Below are 13,679 nucleotides of genomic sequence, written 5' to 3'. Positions count from 1 at the left end.
GGTATCAATATAAAAAGGGTTGATGTATGACCATCAACCCTAAAGCTAAGCGTAAACTGTATCTAATCGCAATAATATGTCACTATTATGCGTTAAAAATTTTACCAAATTCAGCTGCAGATAAGTGATATTGGCGTGGGCAGTGACGCCATGTTGTCAGCATGCGACGGTACTTATCAAACATTGGCATTTGACTATTAAAGTGGTGATCGGCTTTATCAAACTGTGGGTACAGACCTTCAGAGTCAGTTAGGAAGCGAACGTAGTTAACCGCCTGAGCCTCTGTCGCAATATCAAAACCTAAAAACTGCAAACGGCGCTGATCAACATTAGCACGCTCTGAATCAGAGAGCATTTTATTCGATTCTTGCATCGCATGGTACATTTCCATGATATCGATAATTTCACGACACTCTGTTTCGACTAGGTAGCCAAACTCTTTATCGAGTTCGCGCATTTGTAAACCATAGCCACGCTGAACAATCGTTTGTAAGCGTTGATATTTTTCTCCATTCTCAGGCGTCATTTTAGCCATCAAGTAATATTGGTTTGATAAAATAAGACGTTGAGCGTCGGTCATTTCCATAGTGAAGCCTCATTAAATTTTATTTGAATTTTTATTCGTTGAATTTAGGTTAACAGTAATAACCTGCATTGAAACATGATCTCAACACGGTTTAAATATAAAAGTAAAAATGTAATTAAAAATTGTTGATTTGTGTACAGATTAAGCAAAAAAATACCAGCGAACTTCGCTGGTATTTTTATCCAATAATAATTTTAATATTTTACGTTACTGTGATATTCAGACAGTGTTGCAACAATGCTTTCCATCGTCTCTTTTGACGGTGGATTTGTTCCTTCGAGCGGGTAATCGTATCCTAATGCTTCCCACTTATGAGCGCCAAGCTTATGGTAAGGGAGTAGTTCAACCTTCTCGACATTATCCATATCTTTAATAAACTCACCAAGAAGACGTGCAGACGCTTCATCATCAGTATAGCCAGGGACGATAACGTAACGAATCCAAGTGGTTTGATTGCGTTTGTGTAGGTAGCGAGCAAAATCTAGAGTACGTCGATTTGAAACACCAACGAGATCTTGGTGTATTTCATCTTGCATATGCTTAAGATCAAGCATAACGAGATCTGAGGCGTCTAAAACTTCATCGATAACATCAGTATGTTTACGAATGTGACCGTTAGTATCTAAGCAAGTATGGATGCCTTCAGTTTGAGCTGAGCGGAATAGGTCACGAACAAATTCAGGCTGTAGCATCGCTTCGCCACCCGAGCAAGTAATGCCACCGCCCGATGCTTTCATAAAGTGGCGGTAACATTTAGCCTCAGTGATGATCTCTTCAACAGTGACTTCTTTGCCATCATGCATATCCCAAGTATCGCGATTGTGGCAGTATTTACAACGCATTAAACAGCCTTGCAAAAAGACAATAAAACGAATGCCTGGACCATCAACGGTACCACAGGACTCAAAGGAATGAATTCGACCAATAGTTGACATTATTTCATCTCGAGTAAGTTATTTGTTAGTTATTTTATTACAAATTACAGGGTTTAAACAGTCTGATATCACAATGTTAGCGAAAGAAAAGTTCGATTGACTGGCACTTGTATGTTTTGTTCAATCTAGAAAGAAGCAAATAAATTTAGCGAACCTATGGTATAGATATTGGTCTTATCTTCTTTAAAATCGGAATTTTTTGCAGATAAAGTAAACGAACCACCATAACGTTGGTTATACCAAACCGCTCCAAATGAAGCAGAAGCTTGCAAATTTTGTAAAGTCACAGGATAAACAGTATCAGGTACGTCGCCTTCTATGGTGATATCATTAAATCGATAACGCCCTTCAATGCCAGCAAAAAAATAATAGCCTCTAGATTTAGAGCGCAGCATGCCAGGGTTGATAGAATCTTCAAAGGCAATACGACTCGCTCCCACGCTATCTCTTAACCCTGCCCCCCAGCGCCACATTGCACCTGTTGCTAGTTCACTTCGATAATTACCAACCATGATACGTGAGATACTTTGTAACTCCTGTTCATGCCATAACCATTTACTGCGTTGAAAAACGTTATGAGTTTCGAAATCTAGATTAACTAAAAAAGCATCCTCAACTTGATGCTCCCAGCCTTCTGGTTTTGTTGATCCAGTGATGCTATGAATAAAGCTCTGCGCTATATCAGCCAGTGAGTTTTCACCGGTTAAACCGAGCAGTAGTCCATAGCGATCAGTTCGGTAGCTGGATAAGTTAGCATAATCAAACTGAAACGAGAGCACACCAGCATAGGGTCTTTGATTGGGTTGTGGATCGGCTTCTTCAATTTCTTCAGGTGTCCACATTTTTTGACTAACCGTAATCCCCCATTTATGTGAGGCATTAGGGAAGGTTCCAAATGTGTTAGCAAGTGGAGTAAGAAGGAGTGGGGTATATGCAAATTCATTGGAAAAATAGGAGAGATAAAGCCCGTTGGTATAGTCTCTATCAACACCAAAGACACCATCATTATCAATATTAAAGGCAACCGTACCAGCATGAGACGGTAAAATCGAGAGAGAAAGCAGCGCTAAACTCGTCGAGATAACAGTACGTTGTATGGATTTATTCTGTGAATGCATAGTGGATATAAATAATTGAAGTTTAAATATATCCTACATTAGATACAAAAAAAACCCACTCATTAGAGTGGGTTTTGTTGAGTATATCGTTAATTATTACTTAAAATCTAAAATTATAGAGATTCAGTAAATGTACGAGCGATAACGTCAGCTTGTTGTTCTTTTGTTAGAGAGTTAAAACGCACAGCGTAACCCGATACACGGATAGTTAGCTGAGGGTAGTTCTCTGGGTGCTTAACTGCGTCTTCTAGAGTTTCGCGGTTTAGAACGTTAACGTTTAGGTGTTGACCACCTTCAATACCAGTTTCGTGGTGGAAGTAACCATCCATTAGACCAGCAAGGTTAGCACGTTGGCTTGACTCTTCTTTACCTAACGCGTTTGGAACGATAGAGAAAGTGTAAGAGATACCATCTTGTGCATCAGCAAACGGTAGTTTACCTACAGATGTTAGAGAGGCTACAGCGCCTTTCTCATCGCGACCGTGCATTGGGTTTGCACCCGGAGCAAAAGGAGCACCAGCACGACGACCATCTGGAGTGTTACCCGTTTTCTTACCGTATACAACGTTAGATGTAATAGTAAGAACTGACTGTGTAGGAACAGAATCACGGTAAGTCTTAAGCTTACGGATCTTGTTCATAAATGTAGAAACAAGTTCACATGCAATATCATCTACGCGTGCATCGTTGTTACCAAATTTAGGGTAATCGCCTTCGATTTCGAAGTCTGTTGCAATACCATCTTCATCACGTACAGGTTTAACTGTAGCGTATTTGATTGCAGATAGTGAGTCAGCAGCAACTGAAAGACCAGCAATACCACATGCCATTGTACGACGAACATCACGGTCATGAAGAGCCATTAGAGACGCTTCGTAGCTGTATTTGTCGTGCATGAAGTGAATGCTGTTTAGAGAAGTCACGTACTGTTTCGCTAACCAATCCATGAAGTGGTCTAGACGATCCATTACTTTATCGTAATCAAGAACAGCATCTGTCATTGGTGCTTCTTTAGGACCGATCTGCATTTTCAGCTTCTCATCGATACCACCGTTGATTGCGTAAAGCATCGTTTTCGCAAGGTTAGCACGAGCACCGAAGAACTGCATTTGCTTACCAATGATCATTGGAGATACACAACAAGCGATCGCGTAGTCATCAGAAGCTAGGTCAGGACGCATTAGGTCATCATTTTCGTACTGGATAGAAGAAGTATCGATAGATACCTTCGCACAGAAACGTTTGAAGCCTTCAGGAAGTTTCTCAGACCAAAGAACAGTGATGTTTGGCTCTGGAGAAGGACCCATAGTGTATAGGCTGTTTAGGAAACGGAAGTTCGAACGTGTAACTAGTGTACGACCATCGATACCCATACCACCCATAGACTCAGTAGCCCAGATTGGGTCACCAGAGAATAGCTCATCGTATTCAGGAGTACGTAGGAAACGAACCATACGTAGCTTCATTACGAAGTGGTCAATCATTTCTTGAGCTTGAACTTCAGTGATTAGGCCAGCAGCAATATCACGCTCGATGAAGATGTCTAGGAAAGTCGATGTACGACCTAGAGACATTGCAGCACCGTTTTGAGATTTAACAGCAGCTAGGTAGCCGAAGTAAGTCCACTGGATTGCTTCTTGAGCTGTTTGTGCAGGCTCAGAGATATCACAGCCGTATTTAGCTGCCATAGTCTTGATTTGACCTAGAGCACGGTGTTGCTCAGAGATTTCTTCACGAAGTTGCATTGTAGCTGCTAGGTCTTCGCCGTTTTCGAAACGCTCTTGAAGAGAAGCAAACTGAGCTTGCTTGTCTTTCATTAGGAAGTCGATACCGTATAGTGCAACACGACGGTAATCACCAATGATACGACCACGGCCGTAAGCATCTGGAAGACCAGTTAGAACACCAGACTTACGACATTTTAGGATATCAGGAGTGTAGATATCGAAAACACCAGCGTTGTGAGTTTTGCGGTATTCAGAGTAAATCTTTGAAACTGTAGGATCTAGCGTACGACCGTATGCTTTACAAGAACCTTCAACCATGCGAACACCACCGTTAGGGATGATTGCACGCTTAAGAGGCGCTTCAGTTTGAAGACCTACGATAGTTTCTAAATCTTTTTCGATATAGCCTGCATCGTGAGCAGTGATGGTAGAAATAACAGATGTATCAAAATCTAGAGGAGCCTTAGTACGGTTCTCTTCCTTAATACCTTCCATTACTTTAGCCCAAAGCACGTTAGTTGCTTCAGTACCTTCAGAAACTAGGAAAGATTCGTCACCTTCAAATGGTGTGTAGTTCTTTTGAATAAAATCACGAACGTTTACTTCGTTTTGCCAATCACCTTCAGCAAAACCTTCCCAAGCTTTAGCAAATTGCTCTGCCATGACATACCTACCTTTTTCGTAGTAAAAATACGTACCGATTCGCTGGTGAGCCAGCTATCCCATGAGGGAAAAGTACACTCTATATTTAAAATAACAATATCTATCTTAAAATCTATACGATTAAATTATAGATATTGATACTCATGAGATCGAATCTTTTAACTTGAGCTTAAGTCTACACTAAAAAAAAACTGTAAACATTAAACTAAATCAATAAATGGCAAAAAAATGCAAAAATTTTTGATAGATTCAATTTTTATTGCTGTTTTTTTACTCATTACCATAACGCACTCTATAAACATTCATGTCGATGTTAGTCATGAATTGGTGTCAATGTAGAGCATTTCCACCTTTATATACAGCAGTAATTAAGTTGTAACGGACTATAGCAATACTACTCTTTGGGGTGATTGATCTCGATCACTTTCTGAAATTATGTGAAATAAAATGACATTTAACACGTTCAGCCTTGTTTCAGGTTCATATCTTGTAAGGATGTTTCACTTTTTGGTGATGGGCATCTCTTTTTATTCGATTACGATAGCCCGACATTATTGTTATAAGAAAAAATTGATATTAATTGAATAAAAGTAAAACTCACTTAAAACTTGGCGTTAATCTTGCTTGATTTGCAGTAGATGAATTCGTTCAAGGCACTGCATTGCCGCTTATATATGGAAGAACAATGAAAAATTTAAAAATGTTGCCGTTAGCGGCAGTGGTGGCAACTTCATTAGTTGGTTGTGGTAGTGACAGTAGTAGTGATGGTGGTGGTGGTTATACACCTGAAAATATTACTCTTGAGTTTATTCAACTTGAGAGTCCAACGAATAATGAGCAAGTAAATTGTACAGCATTTGACGTTAATGAGTCGGATGATGGGACGACCAAGTATACTTACGCAAATGTAGCAACAGATGTCACTATTTTGATTCATGGTGATAATGGTGAAGTTATTGAGGTGAAGGCGCCGGATTCTAGCGGGAAACTCGTTATAGATAAGAAATCATTAGAAGATGATAGCTTTATTTCAATACTCGATTATCCTGGAAGTAATAACCCTTATTACAAGGCTTTGTCGATTCAAAAAGAATTACTGATAAGCCAGCTTATTAAAGTTGGACGTCCACAGGGGGTTAATTCTGCTTGTTACTCAAAAAATGAGATGCGTGGGACTCAATCGGGGACTGTCCTCTCAATAACTGGAAGTGAAGTTAGCATTAATGGCTTTCAATATTTGTCGACATTTGGCAATGACGGGATAACCACAGCTAACCAAGTAAATATTACGGCTTTTAATGATGAAGCCGTATTAGTTAAAGGGTTTAATAATAAAGAGTTCAATAGCTATTCTTTTGCTGAAAAATTAACAGAGAATGAGCGTACTGATGCCGAATTAGAGCCACTGGATAGTGTTCTAAACTGGAGTAACCAACTACCTTTATATGATCAGCTAAACTTGTTGCAAATAAATATAGCTAAGGGTAATTATATTTATGATTGGGCTCAGCCAGATGTAGAAACGGAAGAGAACTTCTCGATAACTTCTGCTGAAGATACCTGGTTCTATCATGCTGAGGTTGAGTTAGAATCTGAATGGACTCTAGCATTAAATGATAAATTTGAAACCACATTAGATATTATGCAACCAGATAGCTTAACGATAGGTGATGGTTTTCCTGAAATACAAAGTATTGGAAATAGTGCAGCTGTCGATATGACAATGATTTACTCTACTAACAGGTTGATTGCTCGTAATAAATATACTCAATCGTATGCGAATAATACAGAAACACTTCAACATGTGATAATTTCTGAAAATAGCGATGGGCTTGTCCTTATACCTAATTTAGATCTGGAGAATTTAAGTGCAATGTCACCAGACTCCCTTGAGACCACTCTGTTTGAAGTTGATGGTGAGGTTTCAGCTAGCAGTGTGCAGTACTTACTCAGTGCTTATGAAGAAGAGGATGTCGTCTCTGCGGTTGTCGCTCCAAGTCAGTGGGCAGATTTTAATTACCAGACTAATACGGCAAAATACAGCAAACTATTTTTTAGTAATTAGTCACTTTACTAAGCAATAAATGAGCCCCTAGCGTAAGGGGCTTTTTTGTATCAACAATTTACTAACATTAAGCGTTAATCGCTGCTTTTGACTGTAGATCTAGCAAATGTGACTTTTTATGCAGGATGTTCGGGTTGATAAAATGTTGCAAGTTTTTGTTCTGGGTGCTAGTTTGTACGCTAGATAAAGGTCGGAGCACCTGTTTGTTTGACACAAAGGGAATAAACGCATGCAAGAAGCACCAGCACTTGATATTAAAGAGCTGCATAAGACCTTTGGTCAAAATGAAGTATTAAAGGGCATTTCACTCTCTGCGCATAAAGGAGATGTCGTTTCTATCATCGGATCATCAGGATCGGGTAAAAGTACTTTTCTTCGTTGTATTAATCTATTAGAAACACCGACATCGGGCGATATTTGGGTTAATGGTGAATTAATTCAAATGAAAAATAACCGCCAAGGTGAAACAGTTCCCGTTAATGAAAAGCAAGTTCAACGGATTCGCTCTCGTTTAGCTATGGTATTTCAAGGGTTTAACCTGTGGTCTCATCTAACTGTACTTGAGAATATCATCGAAGCACCCGTACATGTATTGGGTGTACCGAAAGCACAAGCGATAGAGAATGCAGAACTATTACTTAAGAAAGTCGGTTTATACGAACGAAAAAATTACTACCCTGGGCATCTTTCTGGTGGGCAGCAACAACGTGCTGCTATTGCTAGGGCGTTAGCGGTTGATCCTGAGGTTATGTTGTTTGATGAGCCAACGTCAGCACTTGATCCTGAATTGGTCGGAGAAGTACTCGGTGTCATGCGTGATCTAGCAGAAGAAGGCAGAACGATGTTAGTTGTAACGCATGAAATGGCGTTTGCGCGTGATGTTTCTAATCATGTTATGTTTTTGCATCAAGGGCGAGTAGAAGAACAAGGCGATCCTGCAAGGTTATTCACTAATCCAGAATCAGAAAGATTACAGCAATTTATATCCTCTATTTACTAAATACTTTTATTTAACAATTTACTGGTTAAGTCAGTGAGTTTAAAACGAAAAAATAAACTGAAAATTAGAACAACAACATGGAGTGTTAATATGAAAAAGTGGTTATTGGCTGCAACGCTAGCAGCAACGGCAACAGCTGGAATGGCTCAAGCAAAAGAGTGGAAAGAAGTACGTTTTGGTATTGAAGGTGCTTACCCTCCATTTAGTTGGACTGAGGCAGATGGCTCGCTAAAAGGCTTTGATGTTGATATGGCTAATGCGCTTTGTACCGAACTTGAAGTGAAATGTAGAATTATTGCTCAAGATTGGGATGGTATTATTCCTTCTCTATTAGCTCGTAAATATGATGCGATTATTGCAGCAATGTCGATCACAGAAGAGCGTAAGAAAAGAATCGATTTTACGGGTAAATACGCACTTATCCCAAACAACTTTATTGCTAAAAAAGACGCAGGTCTTGACTTCTCTCCAGAAGGATTTAAAGGCACAAAAATTGGTGTTCAGCGTGCAACAACGCATGACAAATACCTAACCGATACTTACGGAAAATCAATTGAGATTGTTCGTTACGGCTCTTTTGATGAAGCGTATTTAGATCTTGCTAATGGTCGTATTGCTACGGTACTTGGTGATGCATCAGCATTAGAAGAAGGTGTATTAAATAAAGCTGGTGGTGAAGCTTACGAGTTTGTTGGACCATCACTAACGGATCCTCAGTGGTTTGGTGAAGGCTTTGGTATCGCACTACGCAAGCAAGATAAAGAACTGACTAAAAAGCTGGATGATGCCATTCTTGCACTAAGAGAAAAGGGTATCTACCAAGAGATTGCCGCTAAATACTTCAAGTATGACGTTTACGGCGAATAATCTTCCTTTCACAATCTAAATAAGAGTGGAGCATCAAAAGGTGCTTCTCTCTTATTCACCTCTACATCGTTATTCGATGTCTGTTGGAATTCTTTATGCTTGATTTACATGGTTACGAGGCTTCTATATTTCAAGGAGCTGTATTAACTATCCAAGTCGCCTTGTTATCGTTATTACTCGCGCTAGTATTAGGGATGATTGGAGCTGTTGCCAAGTTATCAACTTATCGCTTTGCTCGTGTTATTGCGACACTGTATACCACTGTTATTCGTGGTATTCCCGATTTAGTATTAATGATGCTGATTTTTTTTGGCGGACAGATCTTATTAAATAATAGTCTGTACGCAATCAATGAATGGTTGAATGAGTGGTTCAGCGCGAAAAATGCGAGCCATCAATGGACAGCCTATGTCCCCGATTATATCGATGTTAGCCCATTTGTTGCCGGTATCTTGACCATCGGCTTTATCTTTGGTGCTTATATGGCAGAAACATTCCGTGGTGCCATTATGGCGGTTGATCGAGGAGAGTTAGAAGCAGCAAAAGCGTATGGCATGAGCTCAATATTAGCATTTCGCCGCATTTTGTTACCCCAGATGATACGTCACGCACTGCCTGGTTTTGGTAATAACTGGTTGGTGTTATTAAAAACCACAGCGCTGGTTTCGATTATTGGTTTAGAAGATATGGTCAGAGTGAGTGCGCTGGCCGCTGGCTCAACAAAAATGCCATTTACTTTCTATATGTCAGTTGCGGTTATTTTCTTATTTTTCACCAGCGTATCTACAGGTTTGCTCAAACTGGTAGAGCGGAAATTTAGTCTTCATATGAGGTAGGTATGGATTTTTCATTAATGATTGAAAGTTTACCTATCTATCTAGATGGGCTATGGAGAACGGTATGGCTCGTGACAGTATCGCTCCTCATCGGTTTATGTATTGCAATACCGCTAGCGATTATTCGTAATAGCCAAAACTACTTATTCAGTGCGCCAGCGTGGTTCTACATTTATTTCTTCCGAGGTACGCCGTTACTTATTCAGCTCTATCTGATTTATTATGGTATGGATCAGTTTTTCCCGGTTCAAAATACATTATGGGAGAATGCATGGTTTTGTGCTTTGGTGGCATTTGTGCTTAACACCAGTGCTTATACCGCCGAAATTATTCGCGGTGCGATTAACGGTCTACCGCAGGGTGAAGTGGAAGCCGCTAAAGCCTATGGCATGAGTCCATTTAAAACCTATCAACGAATTATATTACCCAGTGCATTGAGAAGAGCTTTACCGGCATACAGTAATGAAGTCATTTTTATGCTGCACGGTTCAGCGGTGGCAGGGATTGTTACGATACTTGATTTGACAGGTGCTGCGCGTTTGGTTAACTCTCGCTACTATGCACCATTTGAGTCTTTTCTAATGGCTGGCTTATTTTATATGGGGTTGACCTTTATTATTATTGCCGCTTTTAAGTGGGCAGAGAAACGTTTCTTAGCGTATTTAAGACCATTAGAATCACAGTAATTCAATCATTAGCCCAACTAATCTTTTGATTAAAAAATAGTGAATGTTGGGCTAAAGTAACGTTTCAGCTTAGGGTTTGATTGGTTAGCTTATTGGCTAAACGTCGACCAAATAGGCGCGTGGTCAGAGGGTTTTTCAATGCCCCGTAACTCATAATCAATACCCGACTCAGTACATTGTTGATTAAGGCTAGGCGTCGCTAAAATTACATCGATACGCAACCCTCTATTATCAACAAAGCCTTTTGAGCGGTAATCAAACCAAGAGTATTGCTCGGTAGCATCAGGATAAAGGTGGCGGAAGGTGTCAACAAAGCCCCAATCTAATAACGTTTTTAGCCATTGGCGCTCTTCTGGTTGAAAAGAGCATTTGCCCGTTTTTAACCATCGTTTTGCATTTGGCTCACCAATACCAATATCCTTGTCAGTAGGACTAATATTAATGTCTCCCATAATAATCAACTGTTCCTCATTATTATGGTATTGCTCTAAATAACCCATTAAGTCAGCGTAGAACTGCTTTTTATAAGGATATTTAGTTTCATGCTTAATGTTATCACCTTGAGGGAAGTAGCCATTTAAAACCGTTGTTTTTTGCCCGTTATCATCTTCAAAGGTTGCCATGATCATGCGCTTTTGATGCTCATCATTATCTGTCGGAAAGCCTTTTTGCACAGCGTTCGGTTTCTGTTTACAAAGCATAGCCACACCATAATGTGCTTTTTGACCATGGAAATAGACGTGATAACCCATCGCTTCAACATCGGCAATAGGGAATGCTTCATCATGAACTTTAATTTCCTGTAGTCCAATAATATCAGGTTGATGCTTATCTATGATTGCTTGTAGCTGATGCAGTCGGGCACGGAGTCCATTGATATTAAAGCTAATAACTTTCATGATGTGTCCTTCTATGTAAATAAAGAGTTTTTTAATCAAGTTGTTCAGAAAAGGTTAATTTATTGATTATTTCAATTGTATTATAGCAAGAATATGGTGTAATTAACCCTTAAGCTATTCATAAGGTTATGAAGTTTTTGGCTTAATATAAGGATATATTATGCGCTCACTATCTGTACAATGGAAAATAACATTTTTAGCCGGTTGCTGTTTATTACTAACCTCAATCTCTTTAATTGGTTTCTCGGTTTTTAATGCCGTTGAAAATCAGAAAACGATTAAAGATCATACCGCTAAATCAGTCATTGAAAAATCACAACAGTTACTAGAAACTCGTGCACAATTAAATGCCAATGAAGTTCATGAGTATTTAAATGAAGCTGTTTATCGTGCCGAAGTCTTGGCTGGTACCTCACTATTTTTAAAACAAAATGCAGAAGATAACTTTATTGCAAGTGAAGATCTTCGCAGTTCGCTCAGCCTTGTCGTTCAACAATCCGTCAATACTTTTGCATCGATTAATGGTGCCTACCTTGTATTCTTACCACAGCAATTAGACAACGAAGACAGTAACTATATTAATGCTAATTATGTAGGCTCAAATGATACCGGTCGTTTTGCTCCTTATTGGACGGTGTCGACCGATCGTAATCTTGATACTCAATTACAAGTATTAAGTGAGCGTGAACTCAATTCGGCGAATAACCACGATCGATTTTTATGCCCAATCAGTGAGCAACTTACTTGTATTAGTCAGCCAAGACCTAGAGAAGGTAGTTCACATCAATCGTTGCTAAGCTCTGTTTCAGTACCGATTATTGATGATGGAAATGTGATTGGTTTCTTTGGTATAGATTTAGATCTGAGTAGGCTAACTGATACTGTGCAATCAACCGACGCTAGCCTATTTTCTGGTAAGGGAAATGTCACTATTATCAGTGCTGAAGGTACCGTTGTCGCAGCTGATGAAGGGCAGAGTCTAGGGGAAAAATTCGCAAGCCCTTTGATCGATCCAGATCAGCGTACTCGTTTAATTACCGAGCAGAAAATGGTGACAAATTGGAGTTCTGATGGTCAATGGTTAACAGTATTTGCACCGATTAATATAGCCAATCAAACTTGGGGAATTATATTAGAAATTCCAAGCCAAAGCATTTTAGCGGATGCGGAATTGATTGATACTTTGATCAGCGAGAACTTATCACAAAGTATTAAAACGGAAATCACCGTCGGTATCTTTGTTGCCTTATTTGGCTTAGCGATCATAACGGCGCTATCAATGAGCATTGTCAAACCGATTCGTGAAGTGGTGAGACGCTTACAAGATATCGCTTCTGGTGAAGGTGACCTAACACAACGGTTAGAAGTGAAGTCACAAGATGAAGTAGGGCAATTATCACATGGTTTTAATCAATTTTTAGATAAGCTCCAGCAAACGATAATCCAAGTAGTTGCAACAACTGAAAAAGTGGCAAAAACCAGTATACAAGCAGAAAAAGCAGCGTCACATACGCGGGTCAGCAGTGATGCACAGTTTAAAGAAGTCGATCTTGTTGCCACAGCAGCAGAAGAGATGACACAAACAGCCAGTTTAGTGGTACAGCATGCAGAAGTTGCTGTCGATGCTGCTCAACAAGCGAATCAGTCGGCAAGCAAGGGCCAGGACGTTATAGAGCAATCAGCCACAGAGATGGTCAAACTCGTCACCAGAATGAGCAGTGCAGTTCCCGTCGTTGAAGAGTTAGCGGTCAACAATGGCAGCATTACTGAAATCTTAGCGGTGATTGAAGGCATTTCTGATCAAACCAACTTATTGGCTTTGAATGCTGCGATTGAGGCAGCACGTGCAGGTGAGCAAGGCAGAGGTTTTGCCGTTGTCGCTGACGAAGTCCGCAGTCTTGCCGGGCGCACACAATCTTCTGTCAGCGAGATTCGATTAGTGATAGATAAGGTGCAGCTTGGTACGCAAAATGTAGTGAAGGCGATACAAGAAGGTAATGTATTGGCTAATGATACAGCAAGCCATGTTCAGCAAGCTGTGAATGAATTACAGGTTATTTTTGAATCTATCTCATCGATAACAGACATGAACAGTCAAATTGTGCGTGCAGCCGAAGAGCAGCAATCGGTGTCGAGCGAAGTTAACCAGAGCGTAGTGAATATTCGTGACTTAAGTGCACAAATATTACAAGAGGCATCAACGTCAGAACAAGTCGGTAGTGCGATAAAAACACTATCCGTTGAGCAGCAGAAAATTGTTGGTCAGTTTAAGGTGTAGATAAAGTAAAAAACAGCGA

At 39.9% G+C, this 13,679-nt stretch carries 11 protein-coding genes; 6 read left to right on the top strand and 5 right to left on the bottom strand.

Annotated features, from left to right (window positions below):
* Nucleotides 1-85: 85 nt before the first annotated feature.
* The 4 genes from BCU68_RS05410 to pflB all read right to left on the bottom strand — a co-directional run bounded on the left by BCU68_RS05410 (nucleotide 86) and on the right by pflB (nucleotide 5,029).
* The gene (locus BCU68_RS05410) at nucleotides 86-586 is read right to left on the bottom strand and encodes a YfbU family protein (RefSeq protein WP_102563775.1); all 501 of its coding nucleotides are present in this window, start codon (nucleotides 584-586) and stop codon (nucleotides 86-88) included.
* Between the two features lie 194 nt (nucleotides 587-780).
* A complete protein-coding gene (gene pflA, locus BCU68_RS05405) occupies nucleotides 781-1,521 on the bottom strand; it encodes a pyruvate formate lyase 1-activating protein (protein ID WP_102563774.1) in 741 nt (246 codons plus the stop codon).
* Nucleotides 1,522-1,646: 125 nt separating this feature from the next.
* Entirely contained in the window at nucleotides 1,647-2,639 is a 993-nt protein-coding gene (locus BCU68_RS05400) for a lipid A deacylase LpxR family protein (RefSeq protein ID WP_102563773.1), read from the bottom strand.
* 113 nt (nucleotides 2,640-2,752) lie between these two features.
* The gene (gene pflB, locus BCU68_RS05395; RefSeq protein WP_102563772.1) at nucleotides 2,753-5,029 is read right to left on the bottom strand and encodes a formate C-acetyltransferase; all 2,277 of its coding nucleotides are present in this window, start codon (nucleotides 5,027-5,029) and stop codon (nucleotides 2,753-2,755) included.
* A 685-nt stretch (nucleotides 5,030-5,714) separates the two neighbouring features.
* On the opposite strand from pflB, the gene BCU68_RS05390 reads away from it, so the two are divergent.
* The 5 genes from BCU68_RS05390 (at nucleotide 5,715) to BCU68_RS05370 (ending at nucleotide 10,483) form a co-directional block, all read left to right on the top strand.
* Entirely contained in the window at nucleotides 5,715-7,094 is a 1,380-nt protein-coding gene (locus tag BCU68_RS05390) for a flagellar sheath protein A (RefSeq protein ID WP_102563771.1), read from the top strand.
* 229 nt (nucleotides 7,095-7,323) lie between these two features.
* Complete coding sequence (locus BCU68_RS05385) at nucleotides 7,324-8,094, top strand: ABC transporter ATP-binding protein (protein WP_102563770.1); 771 nt, start codon at nucleotides 7,324-7,326, stop codon at nucleotides 8,092-8,094.
* A 90-nt stretch (nucleotides 8,095-8,184) separates the two neighbouring features.
* On the top strand, nucleotides 8,185-8,961 hold the full coding sequence (locus BCU68_RS05380) for an ABC transporter substrate-binding protein (protein ID WP_102563769.1): 777 nt from the start codon (nucleotides 8,185-8,187) through the stop codon (nucleotides 8,959-8,961).
* Nucleotides 8,962-9,056: 95 nt separating this feature from the next.
* On the top strand, nucleotides 9,057-9,797 hold the full coding sequence (locus tag BCU68_RS05375; RefSeq protein WP_102563768.1) for an ABC transporter permease: 741 nt from the start codon (nucleotides 9,057-9,059) through the stop codon (nucleotides 9,795-9,797).
* A 2-nt stretch (nucleotides 9,798-9,799) separates the two neighbouring features.
* Nucleotides 9,800-10,483, top strand: coding sequence for an ABC transporter permease (locus BCU68_RS05370; RefSeq protein ID WP_102563767.1), 684 nt, complete (start codon nucleotides 9,800-9,802; stop codon nucleotides 10,481-10,483).
* An 89-nt stretch (nucleotides 10,484-10,572) separates the two neighbouring features.
* Here the strand turns inward: BCU68_RS05370 and xthA are convergent, their stop codons facing one another.
* Nucleotides 10,573-11,382, bottom strand: a complete 810-nt coding sequence (gene xthA / locus BCU68_RS05365) for an exodeoxyribonuclease III (protein ID WP_102563766.1) — start codon at nucleotides 11,380-11,382, stop codon at nucleotides 10,573-10,575.
* Nucleotides 11,383-11,542: 160 nt separating this feature from the next.
* On the opposite strand from xthA, the gene BCU68_RS05360 reads away from it, so the two are divergent.
* Nucleotides 11,543-13,660, top strand: a complete 2,118-nt coding sequence (locus tag BCU68_RS05360) for a methyl-accepting chemotaxis protein (RefSeq protein ID WP_102563765.1) — start codon at nucleotides 11,543-11,545, stop codon at nucleotides 13,658-13,660.
* The last annotated feature ends 19 nt before the right edge of the window (nucleotides 13,661-13,679 follow it).

It is taken from the genome of Vibrio sp. 10N.286.49.B3, from assembly GCF_002873395.1.
Taxonomy (GTDB): domain Bacteria; phylum Pseudomonadota; class Gammaproteobacteria; order Enterobacterales; family Vibrionaceae; genus Vibrio.
Note: the sequence above shows the minus strand (reverse complement) of the source record. Positions and strands in the feature narration are given on the sequence as shown.